This window comes from Desulfovibrio mangrovi (assembly GCF_026230175.1).
Classification (GTDB): domain Bacteria; phylum Desulfobacterota; class Desulfovibrionia; order Desulfovibrionales; family Desulfovibrionaceae; genus Halodesulfovibrio; species Halodesulfovibrio mangrovi.
Map to the genome: position 1 here is coordinate 1,560,553 of NZ_CP104208.1, position 23,715 is coordinate 1,584,267.

At 55.9% G+C, this 23,715-nt stretch carries 19 protein-coding genes; 15 read left to right on the top strand and 4 right to left on the bottom strand.

Features of this window, described 5'->3' with window-relative positions; translation table 11 throughout:
• Positions 1–175: 175 nt before the first annotated feature.
• The 4 genes from panF to N1030_RS07295 form a co-directional block, all read right to left on the bottom strand.
• Positions 176–1,666 (bottom strand): sodium/pantothenate symporter, encoded by a 1,491-nt coding sequence (gene panF, locus N1030_RS07280; protein ID WP_265828585.1) that lies wholly within the window; start codon positions 1,664–1,666, stop codon positions 176–178.
• Positions 1,663–2,004 carry a YhdT family protein gene (locus N1030_RS07285; RefSeq protein WP_265828587.1) on the bottom strand — a complete coding sequence of 114 codons (342 nt, stop codon included), beginning with the start codon at positions 2,002–2,004 and terminating at the stop codon, positions 1,663–1,665. The genes panF and N1030_RS07285 overlap by 4 nt, the downstream gene beginning before the upstream one ends.
• 623 nt (positions 2,005–2,627) lie before the next feature.
• Entirely contained in the window at positions 2,628–3,308 is a 681-nt protein-coding gene (locus N1030_RS07290) for a hypothetical protein (RefSeq protein WP_265828588.1), read from the bottom strand.
• A 302-nt stretch (positions 3,309–3,610) separates the two neighbouring features.
• On the bottom strand, positions 3,611–6,145 hold the full coding sequence (locus N1030_RS07295) for a cache domain-containing protein (protein ID WP_265828589.1): 2,535 nt from the start codon (positions 6,143–6,145) through the stop codon (positions 3,611–3,613).
• A 560-nt stretch (positions 6,146–6,705) separates the two neighbouring features.
• Between N1030_RS07295 and N1030_RS07300 the strand changes: the two genes are divergently transcribed.
• The 15 genes from N1030_RS07300 to fliD all read left to right on the top strand — a co-directional run bounded on the left by N1030_RS07300 (position 6,706) and on the right by fliD (position 23,635).
• Entirely contained in the window at positions 6,706–7,089 is a 384-nt protein-coding gene (locus N1030_RS07300; RefSeq protein WP_265828590.1) for a RidA family protein, read from the top strand.
• 20 nt (positions 7,090–7,109) lie between these two features.
• Positions 7,110–8,111: a D-cysteate sulfo-lyase gene (gene cuyA / locus N1030_RS07305; protein ID WP_265828592.1), complete on the top strand. Its 1,002-nt coding sequence runs from the start codon at positions 7,110–7,112 to the stop codon at positions 8,109–8,111.
• 124 nt (positions 8,112–8,235) lie between these two features.
• Positions 8,236–9,228, top strand: a complete 993-nt coding sequence (locus N1030_RS07310; protein WP_265828593.1) for a TRAP transporter substrate-binding protein — start codon at positions 8,236–8,238, stop codon at positions 9,226–9,228.
• Between the two features lie 73 nt (positions 9,229–9,301).
• Positions 9,302–9,793: a TRAP transporter small permease gene (locus N1030_RS07315; RefSeq protein ID WP_265828594.1), complete on the top strand. Its 492-nt coding sequence runs from the start codon at positions 9,302–9,304 to the stop codon at positions 9,791–9,793.
• Positions 9,794–9,806: 13 nt separating this feature from the next.
• Positions 9,807–11,087 carry a TRAP transporter large permease gene (locus tag N1030_RS07320; protein WP_265828595.1) on the top strand — a complete coding sequence of 427 codons (1,281 nt, stop codon included), beginning with the start codon at positions 9,807–9,809 and terminating at the stop codon, positions 11,085–11,087.
• 57 nt (positions 11,088–11,144) lie between these two features.
• Positions 11,145–12,374 carry a hypothetical protein gene (locus tag N1030_RS07325; RefSeq protein WP_265828596.1) on the top strand — a complete coding sequence of 410 codons (1,230 nt, stop codon included), beginning with the start codon at positions 11,145–11,147 and terminating at the stop codon, positions 12,372–12,374.
• A gap of 8 nt (positions 12,375–12,382) precedes the next feature.
• Positions 12,383–13,282 carry a glutamate racemase gene (murI, locus tag N1030_RS07330; protein ID WP_265828597.1) on the top strand — a complete coding sequence of 300 codons (900 nt, stop codon included), beginning with the start codon at positions 12,383–12,385 and terminating at the stop codon, positions 13,280–13,282.
• Between the two features lie 76 nt (positions 13,283–13,358).
• A complete protein-coding gene (locus N1030_RS07335; protein ID WP_265828598.1) occupies positions 13,359–14,030 on the top strand; it encodes a GntR family transcriptional regulator in 672 nt (223 codons plus the stop codon).
• A 122-nt stretch (positions 14,031–14,152) separates the two neighbouring features.
• Positions 14,153–15,139, top strand: a complete 987-nt coding sequence (locus tag N1030_RS07340) for a type I glyceraldehyde-3-phosphate dehydrogenase (RefSeq protein WP_265828599.1) — start codon at positions 14,153–14,155, stop codon at positions 15,137–15,139.
• Positions 15,140–15,549: 410 nt separating this feature from the next.
• On the top strand, positions 15,550–15,783 hold the full coding sequence (locus N1030_RS07345; protein WP_265828600.1) for a zf-HC2 domain-containing protein: 234 nt from the start codon (positions 15,550–15,552) through the stop codon (positions 15,781–15,783).
• 29 nt (positions 15,784–15,812) lie between these two features.
• Entirely contained in the window at positions 15,813–16,514 is a 702-nt protein-coding gene (locus N1030_RS07350; protein WP_265828601.1) for a flagellar hook assembly protein FlgD, read from the top strand.
• A 26-nt stretch (positions 16,515–16,540) separates the two neighbouring features.
• The gene (locus N1030_RS07355) at positions 16,541–18,127 is read left to right on the top strand and encodes a flagellar hook protein FlgE (protein WP_265828602.1); all 1,587 of its coding nucleotides are present in this window, start codon (positions 16,541–16,543) and stop codon (positions 18,125–18,127) included.
• Between the two features lie 196 nt (positions 18,128–18,323).
• Entirely contained in the window at positions 18,324–20,420 is a 2,097-nt protein-coding gene (gene flgK, locus N1030_RS07360) for a flagellar hook-associated protein FlgK (protein WP_265828604.1), read from the top strand.
• 13 nt (positions 20,421–20,433) lie between these two features.
• Entirely contained in the window at positions 20,434–21,918 is a 1,485-nt protein-coding gene (gene flgL, locus N1030_RS07365) for a flagellar hook-associated protein FlgL (RefSeq protein ID WP_265828606.1), read from the top strand.
• Positions 21,919–21,937: 19 nt separating this feature from the next.
• The gene (fliD, locus tag N1030_RS07370; RefSeq protein WP_265828607.1) at positions 21,938–23,635 is read left to right on the top strand and encodes a flagellar filament capping protein FliD; all 1,698 of its coding nucleotides are present in this window, start codon (positions 21,938–21,940) and stop codon (positions 23,633–23,635) included.
• The last annotated feature ends 80 nt before the right edge of the window (positions 23,636–23,715 follow it).

Here is a 23,715-nt window from a genome sequence, read left to right on the forward strand (position 1 = left end):
ATGAAAAGCGCTCAGGACATTGTCCTGAGCGCTTTTTTGTGGAGCGGTATATGGGGAGGGGGATCTGGAAATGTGAGACGCGCGATACCTACCAGATATCCACCGCAAAAAACCGAATCATCAACAATCACTGACATTCAGTGACATTCAGTGAACAGTTGCAACCCGGTCGGACTCATCTCGTCCTCTCTCCCCAAAAGAGCGCAATAACGCCAGAGCTCACCGGACGGCCGACAAAGGAACCAGCCACAAAAGCAGCCAAAGCAGCCAGCGTGGTGGGCACGATAGCATGAACGCCCCCCATGTCGGGTTTTACGATGGTAAGGCCGACAAACACCACCACACCTGTCACGATGGATGCCACGGCACCGCTGGCGTTGGCTTTACGCCAGTACAGCCCCAAGACTATGGGCCACAGGAAAACGGCCTCCAGCCCACCGAAGGCAAATAGATTGATCCAGACCAACAGGTCCGGCGGCTCCAGAGCGGCGACAAAGACAACCGTGCCGATAACCGCCGTACAGGCAAGGCTCATCCTCTTCACCGTTACAGGCTGCAGTTGCGAAGCATCGCCCCGCAGCCTGTAGTGGACGTAGAGATCCTTGACGATGGCGGCGGAGGCCAGCAACAGCATGGAGTCCACTGTGGACATGATGGCGGCGAGCGGACCGGCGATGAACACTCCCGCCCAGAAAGGTGAGAGCAGCTCCACAATCAGGGAAGGCATGGCGAGGTCACCTGCGGCGAGATTGGGCAGCACAGCCCGCCCCAACGCACCGGCAAGATGGGCGCACAGGATCATAAACCCAATGAGAAGCGTACCGATGACCATGGCGTCGTGCATGGCGCGGGAATCCTTGTAGGCCATGCACCGCTGCGTGGTTTGGGGAAGTCCCAGCACGCCAAGACCTACCAGTATCCAAAAGGACAGGATAAAGGGTTGGGGTACCGCATCATTCGGCCCCGTAGGCGTGATCAGGCCGGGGTCAATCGCTTTCAGCGAGGCGACGCACTGCTCCATGCCGCCGCCCGCGTTGATGACGGCCAGCAGCACCACGACCACCGCCACCACCATGACGATCCCTTGAAAGGCGTCGGTAACCACGACGGCGCGGAACCCGCCCACAGCCGTGTAGAGCACCACGGTGATGCCGAACAGAACTAGCCCGACGATGTAAGGGTAACCGGTGACCGCCTGAAACAACCGCGCGCCGCCAATGAACTGGGCAAGCATGGCTGCCATGAAGAAGACAAGCAGCGCAGCGGAGCAAAGGAGGACCACGGCGTCGCTCCTGTAACGGGCGCGCAGGTAGTCCGTCAGGGTCACCGCCCCCGTTTTGCGAGCTACGATGGCAAAACGCTTGCCCAACACGCCCAAGGTCAGAAAGGTGGTTGGCACCTGAATCATGGCCAGAAGAACCCAGCTCAACCCCAGACGGTAGGCAATGCCGGGGCCGCCCACAAAACTGCCTGCGCTTGTGTAGCTGGCGATGATGGTCATGGCGAGCACAAAGCCCCCCATGGAGCGACCGCCTATGTAATAGTCCTCAAGCACCCCCTTCGAGGTGGCCCGGGAAGCCGTCCTGTTCCGCGCCCACAGTGCCACGGCGAAGGAAAACGCCAGATACAGCACCACGGGAATAATCGTCATGAGGGAGGTATTCATTCGCGCCCCTCCCGAGATTCACCCCCCGCATGGGGTTCGCGGTCGGGAGCCCCCTCGGGTTCGAGCGTAGACTCAATCGGGTCGTCATCCAGCGGCATATCCTTGAACAGGAAGCGCACCATGACCCAGAGCATCACCGTAACGAGCGGATACCCCACGATACAGCTGTAGAAAAACCACTCCGGCAGCCCCCATACGTACGAGTAGTTTTCGGGAGAGCCGTCGCCCATGCCGTAGGCACAGGCATACCACCAGAGAAAATACAGGGCATACGCCCCCAGCGCGAACGCGGCCTCTTTGTCGGCCCGTACAAATCGCCAATCCTGATTCTTATTCATGCCGTAACCTTGTGCGGTTGATAGTATCCGGTTTTCATCGGCAGGCTTCCTATGACGTTTTAGCACGAAGAGCCACTTAAAAAAATGCCGGCAACGATGAAGTCGTTGCCGGCATCAGTCAACAAGGGCGCATGGTGAACATGAAATCGTCGCGCAACTGCCTGTGATTGCATTGATGCGCTCATATGGACCTCGCTCCATTCCAAGGCCAGTGATATACCTGTCGGTGCAGCGCTATTCCCTCATGCGGAATATCTTCGCCGGGATTTACGCGAAAATCTCATGCTTAAGAAGCTTCAGTAGGTCGTCAGTTCGATTCTGCCTACTGGCTCCATTGAAATAAAGCGCTCAGGACAATGTCCTGAGCGCTTTTTCGTTCCTGATATACACTCTGGAATACAGAGGACTCAGCCCCTACCTGCCTTCCCATCTAGGTCTCGTGGAACAGCCCTGGCGCAAGACACCTGAGCCAATTCGCCCCAAATCATTTCCACATCGAGTGACACTAACTTGGGGAAATCTACAACGATTACTCAAGCTGTATGGGGTTAAGCAATAAAAGAGATGTGTTAAACAACTCCATATAAATACCAAAAAATCAACCAATCCCCCCAGTACAGTTACTACCGCTTGAGCAGACTTATGCTCTTCATACGCGTAAGAGTTTCCTGCAAAACAGCTTCATTGGTAGGCCAGAACTCGGACGCAGCCTCCTCTTGGGTCCCGCGCCAAACTAATTGCACCTTGACCATGGTATGATTCACCTTCCCTACATACAAAAAATTGCTCTCCACGTTTCTTCCATTCCGCACCATCGCATCCGAAAGCTGGGAGCACTGCGCACTTATCAATCGCGTATTCTCCGTTTCGTCATAAGGAACAATCTTCCAAGGCTCCTTACAGGCCTTCTGCATATTGCCAAGCGTCTCGTCCATAAATCTGGCAACGGTCCAGTCTTCAGAGAAATTCATCCCAAACACGCCATAAAACCTCGTCCAACTATCCAACTCCTCCCCTTTCGGAGTAAACAAAAGCCCATAAAAGCCATCCTTCTTCTTCTCCATTACCTGTAGGTCTTTCATAGACTGATTCGCTTTCATCCACGCCGGGAGAGGAAATTTGAGCACCCCCTCGTACAACGGCACGGTCATAACAAACTTCGCAGGCGCTTCGTCCGCGCACCTCCCTGAGGGAGCGACCAGAAGTAAACACAAAACCACCATAAACATAACAACGCTCATTTCTTTCTTTATTTGCATGCTTTCTCCTGAAGCCACACCTGTGCGGCATTCTTTGTTTTTCATCAGTTCCCCTCCCCCAAAGGGACTGATATAGGCCTTACCCCCCAGCCAAATCAGCCCCCAATTACTCGCCATTCTATTCCATGTAAAGCCACACAGCATTTGCCACCCTACGTAAACTCCCCCTAACGGCACACAGACAAACAAAAAGTATCAATATTTACAACATATTAAGAAAGATGATTTTTCGTAATAAGCAGGTCGTCATTTCGATTCTAACTACTGGCTCCATAGAAATTAAGCGCTCAGAACTAAGTCCTGAGCGCTTTCGTTGGCTGATATACGGGTTGATATACGGTAAGTCGTCATGCCTTGATGGGTAGGCGGAAAATGAAGGTTGTTCCCTCTCCAACCTTGGACTCGACGGAAAAAGCACCACCATGGTTCTGAGTGATGATGAAGTATGAAACAGACAAACCCAACCCGGTTCCGATCCCTTTCGGCTTGGTGGTGAAGAACGGTTCAAATACCCTCTTACGAACGTCCTCAGGCATGCCCGGCCCATTGTCTGCGACTTCCGTGACCACAAATCCGCCCTCCTGCCTGAGCCTGATCGTGATGCGCGAAGGCTCTTCCCTTTCTCCCATGGCACTCATGGCTTGCGCGGCATTGCCGAAAAGGTTGAGCAGTACCTGCTCAATTTCGGTCGGTGCACAAACGACATAGGGAAGATTGTCTTCATAATCCCTGACGAGTTCAATCTGACGAAAATCGTATTTCTTCTTCAGATCATAGTCCTGCGAGGCCAGATCGACCGCCTTGTCGACAAGCTCGTTCAACAGGGACGAGGTTTGGTGAGCTTCGCTCTTGCGGCTGAAGTCAAGCATATTGGCGATGATTTGGGCGGCACGCTCCGCTGATTCCCGAATGCCGCTCACCATCTTGAGTATCTTGCGGTCTTCCATGTAGCGGCGCATGGCGTCGAAGGGCAGGCCGCATTCTTCAGCGGCTGTGATGTTGCCCGGCAAATCTGGCGAAAGCCGGCGCTCAATGTTCTGTGCCCCCTGCAGGATACCGCCGAGAGGATTGTTGATTTCGTGCGCCATGCCAGCAGCCAGTCCGCCTACTGACATCATTTTTTCAGTCTGGATCATCATTTCTTCGATGCGCACCCGCGTCGTCACATCGTCCAAACGGATGACCGCCCCTTCCAGTCCGTTTTCCATAAGCGGATAAACCGTGATGTTCTCGTAGCGTGTTTCGCCCTCTACAACACGGGGAACGCGGGCCCGTTCGTCGGTTTGTCCGTTTTGTATGACAGTACGAGCGCGATCCATTTCACGTGCCAGTACAGGAAAAACATCGGCTAGAGGGCGCCCCTGAACCTCTTCAAAGGTAAATCCGATGGCGTGTTGGGCTCCCGCATTCCACTGCGTTACCAAGCCTTCCTTGTCGACCCCGACGAGAATTGAGGGCATGGAGTCGATAATGTTTTTGAGATGATTGCGCAGCCTAGTGAGTTCTTCCTTGGCCAGCCTGTGCTCCGCGATTTCCGTCTCAAGTCGTTCGTTTGAGGCAACCAACTCCCTGTTACCTTCTGCCAGTTCGCTGACGAGTTGCTCCTTCTCCTTCATGCTCCGGGTGATGGATTCCAGCATTTGATTGATGACTATGCCTAGTTCCCTTGTTTCAGAAGGACCGCTTACGGGAATGTCTACGGCATAGACCCCGCGCTCCCGAATGGCTTTCGCGGCAGCGGTAAGCCGTAGCAGGGGAGACACTATCCGACCGGAACATGCGGCTGCAGTCAAAAGAGCGAATACGAGAATAGTGCCGGAAAGCAATATAATCTTGTTACGCAACTCCAGTCCCGGCTTTTCCAATTCATCTGTATACACAGCCGCGCATATGTACCAATCCAGCGGCGTGAAGTACTTTACATACCCGCGTTTCCGAAATCGAAATTCACCCACATGATCTGGGGGTTTATCCCAAAGATATTCATATGTTCCGTCGCCTTGACTGGCCTCAACCAGTTCCTCCAGCAACGGACGACCTGTAAGATGGTTTAAGAGCTGTCTTCCTTCGACGTTCGTATAGAGCGGATGGATGATAAAATTCCGTTCGCCTGTGAAAATATACATATACCCGCTTTCTGCAATTGTGATCTTTGAGAATGTGTCTTGAAGTTCTTGCAGAATGGCATTGCGCCGTTTCGTTACATCTGTCTCGATGTCATCGATATATACACCTGTTCCGATGATCCATTCCCACTCTTTGAATATTCTGACGTATGAAAGTTTGGGTTGATCAGATGAAAGGCCTCCAGGAGTCGGTTTAGGCCACAAATAATTTACGTAACCGCTTCCGCCATTTTCCACGGTTTTACGAAAAGCAACAAACAGATTTTTATCCGGCCCCATGGCAACGTTGAATTTTGGATCATCATTTGGTTTGCCCACAAGTTCAGGGAGCGTTGGGTGCATAATAAGTTTTGGGATTGGGCTTTCAGTATTGTTAAGCCATATATATCCAACCCCTTCGTCATATCGAAATGAACGTAACGCCTCCCTTGCTTCTTCTTTTGCTGCACTTTCAGATACAATTCCGGATTTGTATTTAGCATAGCATCTCTGGACAACTGCATATGCAATGTCCATCACGGCCCTTAACTCCTGCTTTCTACGTTCAAGAGCTGTCTGTTCATAGAATATAAGACTTTGATATTCATTCACCACATTCAGATAGACTGCCTCGACAAGACCTTGGGCATGCTTGAACTCGGTTTGCGAAGCACTACGGGTGATTTCTCTTTGGGCAAAGAAAGTAACCCCGGTAGCCGTCGTCACAACCAGAACGGCAACAAAGAGAAGTATGATCACTTTCATGGAGTTGAACATGTCGGCACTCTCCATCAAACTTGTCCGCGCAGAATGGTCGAACCGCAATCAATTCATGGCTATTGTGACAAAGGACTCCTTTCAATCATACCCTGCAAGGCACAGATGGGTAAAGGCGCTTGGTAAATTAATAACGTAAGCGCAAAGGAATTACCCTACTCCAGTTGGAATACCTGTACGCCAAATAGCTTTCGATCACTGCATGGCTTGGGGATCCATCCCGGTTGTTACTGGAACCATACCTGCACAAGACATCCCATTTGCCAGGCTTACCACCTCGAAATTGAGAATATCCGATACCGAACTCCCCCCGGAAAGTTGCTCCGGGACACCTCATTCGAGAGCAACGCTCTCAAGATCACCATTTTTTCCGCTCACGAATATTTTGAATATCCGCAGGTTATCTTTTCAAACGCACAGCGCCTTGTGAAATAACGTACAATTCTGTTGACACGGAGTTTTATCGCGGATAGGAGGGAATCACAATGTCCAAATGTCGACATTTGGACATTCAACATTTGGACATTGTGACAAAACACACCAACTGGAGAAAACGCAAGATGACCAAGCAAATCATCGACACTCCCGGCGCTCCGGCAGCCATCGGCCCTTACTCGCAGGCCGTTGTTGCCGGCGACTTTCTGTTCACTTCCGGGGCGCTGCCCATTGATCCTGCCACCGGCAAGATGGTGGAGGGCAGCATCGAAGATCGCGCGCATCAGGTCTTCAAGAACCTGAGCGCCATTGCCAAAGAAGCGGGCACTTCGCTCGACAATGCCGTCAAGACGACTGTTTACCTTGCCAACATTGCCGACTTTCAGGCCGTAAACGGCGTTTACGCACAATATTTCAACAAGCCCTTCCCTGCCCGCAGCGCTTTTCAGGTGGCAGCCCTGCCTCTGGGTGCGGACGTTGAAGTGGAATGCATCATCAACCTTAAGTAATCGAGATTAAGGAACTTCCTATGAACCTCGCAAAGTTTCCCCGCCGCGGCTATGTGAAGACCCCCACCCCCATCGAGGCTGTTCCGGCTTTCTCCAAGGCCCTGGGCGGCAAGGTGAACCTGTTCATCAAGCGCGACGATCTGCTGCCCGGTTGTGCCGGCGGTAACAAGACCCGCAAGCTCGACTTCTGCATTGCCGACGCACTGGAAAAAGGCGCCGACACCATCATCACCTGCGGTGCCGTGCAGTCCAACCACTGCCGCCTGACCCTTTCCTGGGCCGTCAAGGAAGGCATGGACTGCCATCTGGTTCTGGAAGAGCGCGTGAAGGGCAGCTACAAGCCCGAAGCATCCGGCAACAACTTCCTGTTTCAGCTCATGGGCGTGAAGTCCGTCACCGTGGTTCCCGGCGGTTCCAACATGATGGGCGAAATGGAAAAGCTGGCCGCAACGCTGGCAGCTGAAGGCAAGAAGCCCTACATCATCCCCGGCGGCGCTTCCAACACCATCGGCGCCACCGGTTACGTTTCCTGTGCTGAAGAAGTGCTGCAGCAGCTCTTCGAGATGGGCCTGAAGATCGACCACATGGTTGTTCCCAGCGGTTCCGCCGGCACCCACGCCGGTATCGTGGTCGGCATGGTTGGCTGCAATGCCAACATTCCGGTCAGCGGCGTCAACGTCAGCCGCCCCAAGGACGTTCAGGAAGGCATCGTCCACAAGCTGGCTCAGAAAACCGCAGAACTCGTAGGCGTCAAGGGCAGCATCCCCGCTGAAGCTGTGGAATGCTTTGATTCCTACGTCGGCCCCGGCTACTCCCTGCCCACCGAAGGTATGGTTGAAGCCGTCAAGCTGCTGGCCTCCACCGAAGGCATCCTGCTCGACCCTGTGTACTCCGGAAAAGCCATGGCAGGGCTGATCGATCTGGTACGCAAGGGCCACTTCCCCGAAGGCTCCAATGTGCTCTTCCTGCACACCGGCGGCTCTCCGGCCCTGTACGCATATCTGGATACCTTCCGCGACTAATTGTAGAATGGGCCTGTGTTTATTGCGAACGCAGGCCTATTAATAATGGGTTAAGGCACCAAGGTATTGTTTTGTAATGTGAAGCAGCGATTCAGGAAGACTGCTTCGGAAAAGGAGAAAGAAGATGTCTCGCATTTACACCCTGCTGATCGCATTTGTGGCCGTCATAGTCATGACCACCGCCGCAGTCGCCGGTACCACCGTCATCAAGCTGGCCCACCCTAACGTTCCCCAGCACCCCATGGGGCAGGCTTTTGAAAAATTCAAGGAACTGGTTGAAACCCGTACCAACGGCAAGTTCCGCGTTGATATTTACGACAGCTCCAAGTTCGGTAACTTCGACGCCGTTGTGCAGGGCCTGCAGTACAACATGCTGCAGATGGGCTCCGCCTCCACCCCCAACCTGGCCCCCTTCTCTGATGACTTCCTGCTCTTCGATCTGCCCTTCCTCTTCCCCGACTACGAGTCCACCGACAAGATCACCGACGGCCCCATCGGCATGAACGCCGCCAAGGCTCTGGAAAAGACCGGCATCATCGGCCTTGGCTACATTGAAATCGGCTTCCGCAACCTGTGGAACAACCAGCGCACCGTAAAGACGCTGGAAGATGCCAAGGGCCTCAAGATCCGCTCCACTCCTTCCAAGGCACACATCGCCACCCTGAAGGCTCTGGGCATGAACTCCACCCCCATTTCCTGGGGTGAAGTTTACACCGCTCTGCAGCAGAAGACCGTAGACGGCATCGACATTGACCTGAACCTCGCATGGTACAACAACTTCCCTGAAGTAAACAACAACCTGACCATGGTGAACAGCCTTTACAGCCCCCACCTGGTCATGATTTCCAAGCGCTTCCTCGACTCCCTGTCTGCTGAAGACAAGAAGATCATCCTCGACTCCTTCGAAGAGAGCAAACTCTACGAGCGCAAGCTTATCCGCGAAGGTGAAAAGGAAATCATGGCCAAGCTCGCGGACAAGGGCGTCACCGTTTACACCCTCACCCCCGAAGAGCGTGCCCGCTGGGCTGAAGCAACTGCTGGTGTCTACCAGGAGTTCGAACAGCGCATCGGCAAAGATCTGATTGAACGCGCCAAGGCGACTATCGCCGGCGAATAGCAAGCCTGCTTTGGCCGCCGGGCATCCTCTCAATCCCGGCGGCCAATATCAAAGAAGCAACTACGAGAGTGCCATGAGTAAAAACTTGTTAGATAAAGTCGAAGGGATTGTCTCCTCTGCCTGTCTGGGCGGAATGGCGTTGATTATCGCTGTTCAGGTTTTTCAGCGATATGTTCTGCAAAGCTCGCTGGACTGGTCCGAAGAGTTGGCCCGTTATCTCTTCATATGGTCGGTCTATGTGGGCTGCAGCTACGCCACGCAGAAGGACAGACATCTTGAAGTGACCATCCTCCGCACTCTGTTTGGTCCGACATTCGCCAAGTACGTAACCTTGGCCGCTTATGTCTGCACCATCGGATTCTGCGTCTGTACAGCCGTGTGGGGCTTTCAGATGGTCGACTTCCTCGCTGGTACCGGGCAGAAAACCCCTGCCCTTGAAGTTCAAATGTACTGGGTATTCCTCAGTGTTCCTGTCGGCATGGGCCTCATGGCTCTCAGAACCGCACAGCGTGTTCTTTCCATCCTCCGGGGCGAAATCACCTTTGATTCCCCGTCCGGCAATTAAAAGGTCTTAACATATGGATACTGCTATCCTCCTTACATTTCTGGCACTCGCCGCGTTTCTGTTCCTGAGCGTGCCCATCGGCGTTGCCATCGGTTTGAGCGTTATCGTAGGCGTCTGGGCCGGCGATATGCTCCCCTTTGAGTTCCTGATTCAGAAAATGGTCAACTCTCTGGACGTTTTCCCGCTCATGGCCGTCCCGTTCTTCATCATGGCGGGCGAGATCATGCAGAAGGGAAGTATGGCCCAGCGCCTGCTGACCGTTTCCAAGGGCCTTGTGGGCCACATCACCGGCGGCATGGCTCATATCTCGGTCCTGACCAGCATGTTCTACGGCGCCCTGTCCGGCTCTGCTCCGGCTACGGTTGCCGCAGTGGGCGGCATCATGATCCCGTCCATGAAGAAGGAAGGCTACAGCACCTCCTTCTCCACCGCTGTCAACACTGCTGCGGGCTGTCTGGGCGTTATGATTCCGCCCAGCGTTCCGCTGATCATCTACGGCACCACCGCAGGTGTTTCCGTGGGTGACCTGTTCATTGCGGGCGTTGTTCCCGGCATCTTCGTCGGTCTCTGCCTCATGGCATGCAGCTATGTTCTGTCCAAGAAGTACGGTTACAGAGGCACCGGAGACCGCGCGTCCTTCAAGGAGATCATGATCGCCTTCAAGGATTCCATTGTCGCCCTCATGGTTCCGCTCATCGTTCTCGGCGGCATCTATGGCGGCCTGACCACCCCCACGGAAGCAGGCGTTATCGCTGTTCTGTACGCCTTTGTGGCCGAAGGGCTGATTCTGCGTACGCTGAGCTGGAACAAGGTCACCGAGATATTCAAGGGCACCGCCCTGACCACGGCCTCCATCTTCCTCGTGGTTGCCACGGCTACCGCACTCGGCCAGATTCTGCTCTTCTACAACGTGCCGGACATGCTGGTGAACTTCCTCGTAAGCATCTCCGACAACAAGTATATCCTGATCCCGATTATTCTGGCCTTCCTGCTGATCATGGGTACCTTCATGGACGCACTGGCCAACATTCTGATCCTGACCCCTCTCCTGCTGCCTGTAGTCAAGGTGCTGGGTATGGACCCGATTCACTTCGGCATCGTCATGATCGTCTGTGCTTCCATGGGCTTCTTGACACCGCCCGTAGGGGTGAACCTCTTCGTGGGGTGCAGCATAGGTAACATCAGCATCGAAAAGCTGAGCGTGGCCGTGCTTCCCTTCCTGTTCACCATGATTCTGGCGTTGCTTGTCATCGTCTTCTTCCCGCCTCTGACACTTTGGTTGCCGGGCCTCTAACCGGTAAAGGGTCCGTCCGCCGGCACCTCCAGCGGCGGACGGACCCGGAGATTTTTCATGCAGATATACCCCAATCCCAACGGAAACAGCATAATCGGCATCTCCGGCCATGCCGGAGTTGGCCATATTCATAGCCACAACGGATTTGTGCAGGATGATTCCGCCGGATTCGCCGTGGCCATCGGGATTATCAGGCAGGCATACCCTGCCGACACCACCATTACTGCCGCCTCTGTAGATGCGCGCACCGGCACGGTAACCGTTACCACCAGAGACGGTGGCACGGGATGCGCAACAGCCCGACGGGGATTCACCCCGCACGAGGCGGCCCGCATGCTCTCGGCCATCGGCCTTGATGCCGCCTACAGCCAGTCCACCGCCTTCCGCGTGTTCGGACGCATCTACGGTCAGGGCGTGCTTGAAGCACCCGTTGCCCTGCAAGCTGCATGCTGTCTGGCCGTCATGAACACCTTCGCCGTCAAGTATCCTGATGCCGTCGTTCAAGGCCACGAAGACATGCCTGGTAAAATCGGTGGCTGCATCGGCGCACGGGTACTCATGAACGACACCCCTGTCTCAGTTTTGGCCATGACCAATGCCAACGAAGGCGGACTCGGTCCGGATGAAGATCTGGAAGGCAACATCGCCCTTGGCGACAAGGGGCGCGTCATGCGCGAACTCGGACTGGACCGCCTGCCGACCGTCATTCTGGAGAGCAAGGCCTTCGTTCCTTCCCTGTGTCAGGGAGTGGACCATAGCCGCATGTGGGTCCGCATGAATGCCGAGGCGGACAACCGCTACGTATACGAAGCCCTGCTTGCCGGAGTGAAGACGGCAGACCTGCCTTTTCTCTGCTCGGACTCGGCCTATCCTCGCCACAAGGGAGAACTCAGAGTTGCTGAACTGGAGCTCGGCAGACGCATTGTCGAGATAGGCACGGCGTTTTCAAGCGCGAAGACATCCGCAGAGAAAGTACAGCTCATGGGTGAACTGGCGATTATCGTCAGTCAGGATGCAGGCGGTGTAACCTTCATGAGTGCCCATATGCACGATCAGGTGGGGGGAGGCGGCATCATGCCCGGCACCAGCGCGGTGCTGTCCATGCTTGTTGCCGAAGACTACATCCGTGAATGGATCATTCCGGCCTTCACTGCGGACGACGCTTCCAGATACATGGCTGTTCTCGGCCATGCCATCCCCTTGCTCGCGGCGGATGCCGCCAAGGCAAAAGCCCAGCTGGAAGAACGCTTCGCCTTTGATGAAGCCGAACACGCATTCCTCTATTAACCAGCCCCATGATGCTTGACGGTTCCATTACCCCGCAGGTTTCCCCGCAGGGAATTCTCTGTGAAATGCTGCCGGTGCAGCAAGTACGGCTCCCCCGCATCGGCCTGTTCGATTCCGGCGTGGGCGGTCTTTCTGTGCTGAGCCGCCTGCAGGCGGCCATGCCCTGGCTCGACTATATTTACTGCGGGGATACAGCCCGCCTGCCCTATGGGAAGCGGAGTCCGGCAACCATCATCGAGTACTCGTTGCAGGCCTCCAGATTCCTGGTCCAATCCGGTGCGGACTGCATAGTCATCGCCTGCAACACGGCTTCCTCCGTGGCCCTGGGGGCCGTTCAGCAGGCCTTTCCCGACATTGTGGTGCGCGGCGTGGTGGACGCCGGAGCACGGGCTGCCGCCCAAGCATCCCGCTCCGGCAGAGTTGGTCTGATAGGCACGGAATGCACGGTGGCATCGCGCGCCTATGAAAAGGCCATAGCACAGATACTGCCCGCTGCCGAGGTCCGCTCCCGTGCATGCCCTTTTCTGGTTTCGCTGGCCGAAGAGGGGTGGACTCAGGATCACATCGCCGCTATGGCAGTTCGCAAGTATATTGAGCCACTTCTGGCCGATTTTGCACCGTACAATCCGGACTGCATCATCTGCGGGTGTACACATTTTTCCCGTTTCAGCACGGTAATACGCGACATCGTCAGTCCGGATGTGGTTCTTGTGGACCCCGCCGACAGTCTCGCCGAAGAACTGGCTGCCAATTTCTCATTGCAATTCGGCGAAGAGGAGCACAATAACGGCTCCACAACATTTTACGTTACGGATGCCCTGCAGCGATTTGCCCGTGTAGGTGAGCAATTTCTGGGCGCAAGCATTCCCTTCAACTCGGTTCAGCAGATCGAACTCGACAACCAGTAACTTAACAGTATATATGGCACTATTAACCGGCACAATCCTCGCACACATAGAAGGTCCGTTCAGCACGGGAGATTCCATGAGTGGCATCAAGAAGCTCACTTATAGCGAACAAGTCGCTGAATACGTCAAGCAGTCCATTCTGAAGGGAGAGCTCTCTCCCGGCGATCAGATCAAGGAAGTACTGCTTACGGAACAGCTCGGCATCAGCCGTGCGCCCATCCGGGAAGCCCTGCAGCTTCTGATGCGGGAAGGACTCATTCAGTCTGAGCCGCAAAAGGCCAAGTATGTGACGGCGCTGACGGCAAAACAGATCGAGGACAGCTACTTCACCGGTGGCGTGCTTGAAGCGGCAGCGGTAACGCAGGCACTGCCGCTCTATACGGAAGAAGACATCACCCATCTGGAACAGGTTGTTGAGGGCATGCGCAAGGTCGCCGAATCCGGAGAAAGCCCGGACTCCCTGACCCAGCTTGACAACACCTTTCACAACATTCTGTTTTCCCGCGTAGACAACGAACTGCTCATTGATCTGTGCCGCCGCTCCTGTCAGGGGATCTCCAAATTCCTGCTCTACAAGTACTGGATAACCCTGTACACGCCGCAGCAGGTATACGAGCGCCATCTCGAAATCCTGGAAGCGCTGAAGTCCGGCAAGCCTGCCACTCTGGAAAAAACCATCCGCAAGCACTATACGGATTCCGGCAAACGCATGTCCCAATACGGCGTTGATGTGTACAAGAAAGAATAGGCGAAACCAGCTGGCGTAGCCTCTCTTTCCGTAACGAGCACATCACACAAAAAAACGACTGTTGCCATCATGACAGCAACAGTCGCCCTTCATCTGTTCCCTCCGGCCTACGAACCAGACCAATGACCACACGCATAGCAATTAATGGATTTGGAAGAATCGGTCGCTATCTTACCCGACTTCTCGCTCAAACCCCCTCCCTTGAGCTAGTGACCGTCAACGATATCATGCCCCTCGGCGAAGCCGTTCATCTTCTGCAATACGACTCTGTCCACGGCCGTTTTCCGGATGTTGAACAGCAAGGGGATGAGCGTTTTCTCGTAAACGGCTCACCCGTCCGCTACTCGCAGCTATCCCCCGACAACTGGAATTGGGGAGAGCTTGGCGTTGATATCGTGGTCGAAGCAACCGGCGTCTTCACGGATAGGCGCCATGCCGAGCGCCATCTACTGTGCGGTGCCAAACGCGTTGTTATTGCAGCCCCTGCCGACGACGCAGATATTACCGTGGTCATGGGGGTCAATGACGGCAACCTCACGAAAGACCATACCATCATATCCAACGCCTCCTGCACCACCAACTGCCTCGCCCTGCCCATCCAGCATATCGAAAAGCGGTTCGGCATTGTGCACGGCAACATGACTACGGTGCATCCCTACACCATGCGCCAGCGCATTCTCGACGGCAGCCACCCTGATCAGCGCCGAGCCCGCGCGTGTGCGATCAACATTGTTCCCACGCCTGTCAGAACACACAAAACCGTGGAAAAAGTCATACCGGAACTACAGGGCAAACTTTCCGGATCGGCCCTCCGCGTTCCTGTGGCAAACGTGGCACTTATCGATCTCGTATGCGAGTTGGCAACACCGACAACCACAAATGAAGTCCGCACGGTTCTACGCGATGCCGCAGACGACCACATGGCCTACAGCACGGCACCTCTCGTCTCATCAGACTTTACCGGGAGCACCTACGGCTCGGTTGTTGACGAAGAAATGACCTATGTAACCGACGGCACAATGGTCCGCCTGCTGGCGTGGTACGACAATGAGGCAGGTTTTACCAACCAACTGCTCCGCCTGTTGCTCAAGCTGCACAACGAGTTCTAAGCCATCCATGTCCTCTGTCGGCCGCGCACATGAGGGCAGAACGCATCAGGACAGGCCAAGGCTAACCGACGAATTATGGCAGACAGCCGGATGTCGCCATTTCGATTCCGACTGCTGCTTTGCAAGAAAACAAGGCCTTACGGGTAACTCCGTAAGGCCTTTTCTGTTTTGACACACTTCCAGAGCACACTCACCCCCCCCTTTCTCTCCCCCTCCTCCCCATACGCCATCCCCGGCCTGAACAATTCACCTCCCTCAGCCCCCCAGCCTTAACACTCCCAAAGATTACATAACGATGCAAAACAATCCATTGCATCAATTTGCAATACATAATGCTTTCTTAATGGATGAAACCACATCCCGCATTCGTATCTATTACAAAGCGAACCAAAACAAACAGGAACGCCTTCATGAAGAATAGAAATTCTCTTTGTGATTCAGGAATTGAAATGTGGGGTGGCTCAATGGACGAGGGATTATCAAGAACCTCCACATTCTGCCCCGGATACAATGAAACAGCAGGATACATTGACAAGATGCTCCCTGCAAAACTCAGAAAAAGTTTTGAAAGCCACATGGCCTCATGCAGAGACTGCAGAACAGACATACTCGAACTGCGCATCTGCATACGTGAAACATTATAAATCAAACCTTGTAATAGACGAGGTGTGCCATGTCATACATTGACGCAGTCTCATACAACAACGCAGCTTACGTTGCCTCCACGGACAGTGCATCATCAGATCTGGGAAGAGACGATTTCCTCACCCTGCTCGTGACTCAGCTGGAGAATCAGGACCCCCTGAACCCGGTGGAAGATGCCGAAATGATCGCGGAACTCGCTCAGTTCTCCAGTTTGGAAGAACTGGAATCGCTGAACGAGAGCATGGAAGGCATTACCAGCACCCTGAACGTCATGACGGTGAACAGTGCGGTTTCCTATCTCGGTCAGGACGTGGTGGCCGCCGGCTACTCCATCAGCAAGAGCGATGACGGCTGTACGGATGTCTACTTCACCCCCGCTGAAGACTGCGAGTCCGTCACGGCCCACATCTACAACGAAGACGGCGACATTGTGGCCAGCGTGGACCTCGGCTCCATTACGGAGGGAGAACACACCTTCACGTGGGACGGCATCAAGACCAACGGCAGCGAAGCCGGAGACGGCACCTACTACGTCGGGTTTGAAGCCTACGATGCAGACGGCAACGACGTTTCCGTTTCTTCCGAGGTCTCCGGAACGGTCACCGGCATATCCAGTTCCAACGGTTCCACCGTGCTTGAACTGAGCGACGGCCGGACTGTGGAACTGCTCTACGTCAGCAAGATCATCAGCAACACGTCCGGCAGCACGTCCGACACCACCACCCAGTAACCCGTCATCCTCCGGGAGGCATTATCATGAGTATCAGCGGTTCCATGTATGCGGGCATTTCCGGCCTGACGGTACACAGCCAGGCCATGTCGGTCATCGGCAACAACCTCGCAAACTCAAGCACCATCGGCTACAAGTCCGCGACCACACAATTCGAAGACGTGTTCTATTCCACGGTTTCCACGGCGAACGGCCTGAATCAGGTTGGTCACGGCGCAACCGTAGCCACCATCTATCAGGATTTCTCGCAGGGTTCATACGAAGCATCCACCAGCGACACAGCCGTAGCCATCGGCGGCAACGGCTTCTTCATGGTGAACAATCCCACCACCGGCGACCGTTACTACACCCGTGCGGGCAACTTCGAGTTCGACCAGTACGGCTATCTGGTGGATGCACACGGCTATCAGGTGCAGGGATGGAAGGCGGCGTCCACCACCTCGTCCAACGGCGTAGTGCAGACACAGGGCGCACTCACCTCGCTGCAGCTCACCTCGTACCAGTCACCGCCCTCCGCGACCTCGTCGGTCTATCTTTCCGTGAACCTCGACAAGTCTGATGACGATAACAACAATGATGCCGCAGACCCGTTCTTCTCCGTCTTCAATGATTGGAACGGACTGGACGAAACGCCCATAGGCGATACGCAGTATGCCTACCAGACCACCATGACCGTCTATGACGAAGCAGGCTCCGCGCACGAACTGACCGTCTATTTCGACAAGGTGGAAGACGATGCCGTGACCAGTCAGGCGGGCGGCTATCAGGTATGGGAGTACGTGGTTACCTGCGATCCTTCCGACGACGGACGCATCATTGACGGCCAGAACCTGAACACCACATCCGCCGCGGGTCTGCTCATGACAGGCACGCTCACCTTCAACTCCTCCGGCATCCTGCAGGGCATGACGGCCTTCACGCTGGCCTCCACGGCAACGGGCGACCTGCACGACCTGACCAACTGGACGCCCTCGGAATTCTCGGAAGATGGCTACCCCGTCTTCACGGCCAATTTCTCAGGCTCGCCAAACGCCAGCACCACCAGTGCGGCCAGTGCCCTGAACATTGAGCTCAATCTGGGCATCAAGAACGAGGGAACCGGCTGGGCAACAGGTGTGGCCTCCAATGCCGCCGCCATCGGCAACACCTTCTCCTCGCTAACCACCTTTGATCAGGTAGACCTGCAGGCAGGCGCAAGCACGGCCTACGATTCCGCCTCCTCCACCTATGACCAGAGTCAGGACGGCTACGCCACCGGCTATCTGCAAAGCATTGAAGTTGACCGCGACGGCGTGGTGAGCGGCCAGTATTCCAACGGCCAGATCCTGGACCTGTTCGTGCTGGCGCTTGCGGACTTCAACAACCCGCAGGGACTGATTCTGGAAGGCGGCAATCTCTACTCGGAAGGAACGGAGTCCGGGTCGGCCCGCGTGGGCAGAGCCAACACATCCAGCTTCGGATCCATTGCGGCAAACACTCTGGAGCAATCCAACGTGGACATGTCCACAGAGATGGTGCGCCTCATCACCACGCAGCGCGGGTATTCAGCCAACGCCAAGGTCATTACCACCGCCGACGCCATGCTGCAGGAAGCCATCAACCTCAAACGGTAAACGCCGGGCGGAAATAAAGGCCGCGCACCATAACGCCACATGCCGCGTGCATGGCGCGGCTCTCCCCTTCGTTATCCATAACGTCCCCTGAAGCGTGCCGCCCGGTTTCCCCCGTGCCGGACTCTCCCGGAGAGTCCAAGGGCGGCGCGCTTATCACAGCTTCGCCCGCGCAGCCGCGCAAGAACGAGGTGCTTTCATGACCATCAATGGAATCTACAGCTTAGCCACGCAGGCCCTGATGAATGCACAGGTGGGCATAAGCGTAACCGGCGACAACATAGCCAACGCGGACGTGCAGGGCTACAGCCGCAAGACGGTCACCTATGAGACGGCAGACAGCATCCGCTATCGCTCTCTCTACCTTGGCACCGGCGCGGACGTGCAGGAAATCGCAAGACACTACAACTACTATGTGGAAAAGCAGTATCTCGCCTCCAACAGTGAAACCAGCTACTGGGGCCAGCAGGCGGAGTCGCTCTCCAGCGTGGAAGAGCTGTTCAACGAAAGCGACGACTACGGCATTTCCACCGCACTGGACCAATTTTTCACCAGCCTGAGCGCACTTGCGCAGGACGCCTCCAGCGACGCCTACCGTACTGAGCTGACGGAATACGCCACAACGCTTGCCGACCAGCTGCGTTCATTGAACTCCTCTCTGGATGCGGCCCGCGAGGCTGCCGACGCAGAGATTGCCGATCAGGTGGATGAAGCCAACGACCTTCTCTCGGCCATTGCAGCTTACAACGCCACCATCGTAGGCAACCGCAACGACGCAACACTACAGGACGCCATGGATGTGGCGGTACGCGAGCTCTCCAGCCTGCTGGACGTCAACGTCATCTATCAGGAGAACGGCCAGTACACAGTGCTCACGGCGGAAGGCCAGACGCTGGTGGATGGCTCCCACGCATACACGCTGGCCTACGAAGGCCCGCAATCCACCAAGGAACTGACTTCCGGCTCGACCTACGACGGAGAGGTCTACTTTGACGGTACCGGAGCCAACGAACTGACCATAGACTTTGTCACCTCCGGCCCCACAGACGGGTCTGCCGGTGCGGCCACCTTCAGAGTATCCGTGGACGGCGGCAGGACGTGGCTCACCGACGACAACGGCAACGAACTCACCTACACCGCAGGCGACTACGACAATCGCGTCACAATTGAAGGCGTCTCCGTATGGTTCGGCACGGCGGGTGACGCCAACGCCACGGCCACCACCAACGTTTCCGCAGGCGACGAGTTCACCATCGTGCCCAAGTCCGGCGTGTACTGGTACAAGACCACCTCCGACAAGGTGAACATCACTCCCTATGCAGACTCGTCCTCCGACAGCGGCAACAGACTCAGCGGCGGCAGCATTGCAGGGCTGTTGCAGGTTCGCGACCAGTCCATCACCGCCTACATGGAAGAGATGGACGCCTTTGCCAGCGAGCTGATCTGGCAGATGAACTACCAGCACAGTCAGGGCGCGGGAACGGAGCACTATACCAACGTGCAGTCCGTAAATGCCGTGAACGATGCTTCCATCCCGCTTGCAAACACCCAGCTCGCCTATGCGGACAAGCTCACAACAGGCGGCCTTTCCATAGCCCTGTACGATGAAGACACAGGCAACACGCTCGGCGTAACAGCACTTGATTTCAGCTCCATCGTTCCGCCCGGGCTGGACAGCTTTGACCCCACCCAGCATTCGCTGAACGACGTGGCAGCGGCCATCAACGCCACCTTCTCCGGCCAGCTCACCGCCTCCGTCACGGACGGCCGCATGTCCATTCAGGCCGCGGACGGTGTGGAGTTCGAGTTTGCCGGCGACACCACGGGCATTCTAGCCGCAACGGGCATAAACACCTTTTTCTCCGGTGACGGCATTACCGACATTCAGGTGGACTCCCGACTCCTTGCCGACTCGGGCCGCATCAATGCCAGCGTCGTGGACGGCACAGGACTGGTTGCCTCCGGCGACAACACCAATGCGCTGGCCATGGCCGGTCTGGCCGAGGCGGATGTGGAGCTGGATACCATCCATTCCTCCTCATCCCAGACACTCAGCGAACACCTGCACTCCCTCGTCTCCAAGGTGGGCACGGATATGGACACAGCCTCGCGCAGCTACACCTATTCCAGCGCCGTGGCCACCCAGCTGGACACCCTACAGCAGGAAGTCTCCGGCGTGAACCTTGACGAAGAATACGCCAACCTCACCCGCTATCAACAGTCCTATCAGGCTGCAGCCCAGCTCATTCAGACGGCGAACGAGATGTTCGATGTCATTCTTTCGCTGAAGTCATAGAGGAGAACACCCTATGCGCATCGCCAGAAGCATGTTGTTCGATTCCTCGGTACGGTACATGAACAACTCTCTTTCAGAGATCATCCGCCTGAACGAGCAGAACGCTTCGCAGAAGACCATAAACCGTCCCTCAGACGATCCCGGCGGCATGTCGCGTTCGCTAGACCTGAAAACATACCTGACGCGCCTAGATCAGTACGACGAGAACATGAATACCGCTCTGGGCTGGCTGCAACTGGCAGATGATGAACTCAATCAGGCCAGCGATGTGCTGACCAGACTGGAAGAACTGGCGGAACAGGCCGCCACGGGTACACTTACGGACAGCCAGCGCAGCATGATCGCGGAAGAAGCCCGCGAACTCATGGGGCAGATGCTGGCCATTGCCAACACCGAATACGCGGGGGATTCCATCTTCGCCGGCTCCATGACGGACACCAATGCCTATGAAATAGGACTCGGCGCGACAGTGCGCGACGAGACACTGTCGGACGCCTCGTTCGTGGCCTTTTCCGGCTCTACCTCTTCAACCATCTATGTGGAATTTGCGGAGTCCGGCACGGTGGGCGTGGATGAGATCGATTACCGCTACACCACGGACGGAGGCAGCACATGGCAGACGGCCACCCTCGCAGCGGGCGACACCGAACTTGATTTTGGCACCGCCAAGGCAGAAATGCTGTCCGGCTCCGTGGTCACCGCCACGGAGACACCCGGAGAGGGCGACGGCACTGCCGTGTGGATACGGCCCGCAGCCTATTACACCGGCGACACGGAAGGGGATGAAACGGTCTACCACTACGGCAGCTCAACCGTCACCGCCACGGCAGACGGCGTGTTCGACTCCTCCGTCGCCATCCGCATCGCCTCAAACGCCAGTCTTCCCGGCCCGATAAGCTACTCCTACAGTCTGGATCGCGGGGCCACGTGGGTGGACGGCAACGTCACCTCCAACGCCACCTTCGCCGTACCGGGGGGATTTCTGGAGCTGGCGTCCAATGGAGGGTCAGCGGTAGTGGCGGGAGACCAGTTCATCGTGGAACCCCACTCCGCAGCGCTCTATCTGGATATCGGCAATTCCAGCAGCGTGCAGATAAACAGCATAGGGGCGGACATCTTCGGCGGGCGCGTGGACGACAACGACACCAGCACCATTCTGGACACACCGGCAAATCTCTTCGAATCCATCGGAAAATTCATAGGTTTTCTGGAAACGAACGATCAGGAAGGCATAGCGGACATGATCGACGCCCTGAGTGCCGCGCACGAAACCCTTTCCACTGCGCAGGGCACCATAGGCGGCAGAGAGGTCCGCGTGGAGTTCGCACAGGAAGCCGTGGCCATGAGCAAGGAATCCACCAACGCCAATATCTCCTCCATTGAGGATGCAGATCTGACGCAGCTCACCACAGACCTCGCACGGGCGCAGTATATTTACGAATCCGTGCTGTCCACATCATCCAAGCTCATGCAGATGAGCCTGATGGACTATCTCTAGCGTTACGGAGGATACGGCCATGACGGAATACTGGTCCGGTTCCATAACCTTCACGGGGCTCGGCAGCGGCACTGACTTCGACTCCATTATCGAGGCCACCGTGAACCTTGAAAGCCACCGCCTCAACCGGATGGAGGCGTGGGTTGAGCAATGGACTGAAAAACAGGCTCTGGTGCAGGACATCAACACCAAGCTGCTGGAATATCAGACCGCGCTGGAAGACCTGGATTCCATGGGCAAGTTTCTCACCAAATCCGCCACCAGCACGGATTCATCCGTCCTCGGCGTAACTGCGGACGCGGACGCCATTGAGGGAACGCATTCCGTGGTCGTAAATCAGCTTGCCCAGAACGACATCTGGTCAGGCTCCTACGGTTGGTCCTCCTCTTCTGATGTCATAACCACAACAGACTCCACGTTCAGCCTGACTTACGCAGGCACGAGCTATTCCATTGATGTGCCTGCAGGCACCACCCTGCAAACCTTCGTCAACCTCATCAACGCGGACGAAGGCCTCAACGACGGCGTTCGGGCCAGCCTCGTCAACGACGGGAGCGAATACCACCTGCAACTCAGGGGCATGGATCTCGGCGCGGACAACACCATCAACGTCACCGGTTCCACCATGACGGGCCTTACCTCATCCGACTTCGTGCAGACGCAGACCGCGCAGAACGCCCAACTGAAGGTGGACGGCTATCCCCCTGATGCTTCCGCATGGATCGAACGGGAAACCAACGTCATCGATGACGTGGTGGACGGGCTTACCCTCACGCTCTACGACGTCACGGACAGCGAGGGCGAAAAGATAAGCGTGGTGACGGACACGGAAGCCATCATAGGAAACATCGAACAATTCATATCGCTGACCAACGAGATCCGCTCCGCCATCGCCGCGCTGGATGAAACCAGCGAAGACGAAGAATACGACGACGAAAAAACCAGTTTCTACGCAGTGCGCGGCAACTACGGCATGGATATAGTGGAGCAGAACCTGCAGGACATTCTCGCCAGCGTCGGCCTGGGGTTCAAGCGCTACGACTCCACCAGCAACGAAGGCGATCTGTTCAGCAGCCTGTCACAGGTCGGTATATCCACGGAGACGGACCAGAACTCCACCGACTTCGGCCTGCTGGTTCTGGACTACGACGAACTGGAAGCCGCGCTGGATAAAGACCCGGACGCCGTAGCCCGCCTCTTCTCCGCAGAGTCCGACGGCGTAAGCTATTCCGGCAATCTGACCTATGAGTCATCCATTACGGACCTGACGGCCCCCGGCATGTACGATGTGCAGTATGAAATCTCCGGCGGCGTTCTGACCAGTGCCACCATCAACGGCAACGCCGCCAAGGTTGATCCCGACACGTGGACCATTACCGGTCTTTCCGGCAATGCCGAGCAAGGTCTCATTCTTGGCGTTGCCAACCGCACGGATGGCACGCATCAGGGCGATGTGGCCATCCGGCAGGGCAAGATCAATGAAACATTGGAGGAACTGGATCGCCTTACAGACATCGAATCCGGCACACTCACCATCATTGATAACAACTACCAGACCATCATCGATAACACCGAAGACGATATCGGCGATGAAGAGGACAGAATCGAACGGTTGCAGCAGCGCCTCATTGAGCAGTATGCCCGCCTGGAAGCCTCGCTGGGCAATTACGAGAACATCAACTCCTCGCTGTCATCGCTGCTCGGGCAGCTTGAGTAGGAAGCACCCCGTACTCCCTGTCATCTCCTCACCAGCCCTCTGCAATCAAAAGGCCCGACACCTTCCGGTGTCGGGCCTTG

Excerpts from the sequence above, each read along its gene's own strand:
- N1030_RS07315 (WP_265828594.1), top strand. The coding sequence starts at position 9,302 with ATGAGTAAAAACTTGTTAGATAAAGTCGAAGGGATTGTCTCCTCTGCC.
- N1030_RS07285 (WP_265828587.1), bottom strand. The coding sequence starts at position 2,004 with ATGAATAAGAATCAGGATTGGCGATTTGTACGGGCCGACAAAGAGGCC.
- N1030_RS07320 (WP_265828595.1), top strand. The coding sequence starts at position 9,807 with ATGGATACTGCTATCCTCCTTACATTTCTGGCACTCGCCGCGTTTCTG.
- N1030_RS07300 (WP_265828590.1), top strand. The coding sequence starts at position 6,706 with ATGACCAAGCAAATCATCGACACTCCCGGCGCTCCGGCAGCCATCGGC.
- flgK (WP_265828604.1), top strand. The coding sequence starts at position 18,324 with ATGACCATCAATGGAATCTACAGCTTAGCCACGCAGGCCCTGATGAAT.
- N1030_RS07340 (WP_265828599.1), top strand. The coding sequence starts at position 14,153 with ATGACCACACGCATAGCAATTAATGGATTTGGAAGAATCGGTCGCTAT.
- N1030_RS07350 (WP_265828601.1), top strand. The coding sequence starts at position 15,813 with ATGTCATACATTGACGCAGTCTCATACAACAACGCAGCTTACGTTGCC.
- N1030_RS07290 (WP_265828588.1), bottom strand. The coding sequence starts at position 3,308 with ATGAAAAACAAAGAATGCCGCACAGGTGTGGCTTCAGGAGAAAGCATG.
- fliD (WP_265828607.1), top strand. The coding sequence starts at position 21,938 with ATGACGGAATACTGGTCCGGTTCCATAACCTTCACGGGGCTCGGCAGC.
- N1030_RS07335 (WP_265828598.1), top strand. The coding sequence starts at position 13,359 with ATGAGTGGCATCAAGAAGCTCACTTATAGCGAACAAGTCGCTGAATAC.
- murI (WP_265828597.1), top strand. The coding sequence starts at position 12,383 with ATGATGCTTGACGGTTCCATTACCCCGCAGGTTTCCCCGCAGGGAATT.
- flgL (WP_265828606.1), top strand. The coding sequence starts at position 20,434 with ATGCGCATCGCCAGAAGCATGTTGTTCGATTCCTCGGTACGGTACATG.
- panF (WP_265828585.1), bottom strand. The coding sequence starts at position 1,666 with ATGAATACCTCCCTCATGACGATTATTCCCGTGGTGCTGTATCTGGCG.
- N1030_RS07325 (WP_265828596.1), top strand. The coding sequence starts at position 11,145 with ATGCAGATATACCCCAATCCCAACGGAAACAGCATAATCGGCATCTCC.
- cuyA (WP_265828592.1), top strand. The coding sequence starts at position 7,110 with ATGAACCTCGCAAAGTTTCCCCGCCGCGGCTATGTGAAGACCCCCACC.
- N1030_RS07295 (WP_265828589.1), bottom strand. The coding sequence starts at position 6,145 with ATGTTCAACTCCATGAAAGTGATCATACTTCTCTTTGTTGCCGTTCTG.
- N1030_RS07345 (WP_265828600.1), top strand. The coding sequence starts at position 15,550 with ATGAAGAATAGAAATTCTCTTTGTGATTCAGGAATTGAAATGTGGGGT.
- N1030_RS07310 (WP_265828593.1), top strand. The coding sequence starts at position 8,236 with ATGTCTCGCATTTACACCCTGCTGATCGCATTTGTGGCCGTCATAGTC.
- N1030_RS07355 (WP_265828602.1), top strand. The coding sequence starts at position 16,541 with ATGAGTATCAGCGGTTCCATGTATGCGGGCATTTCCGGCCTGACGGTA.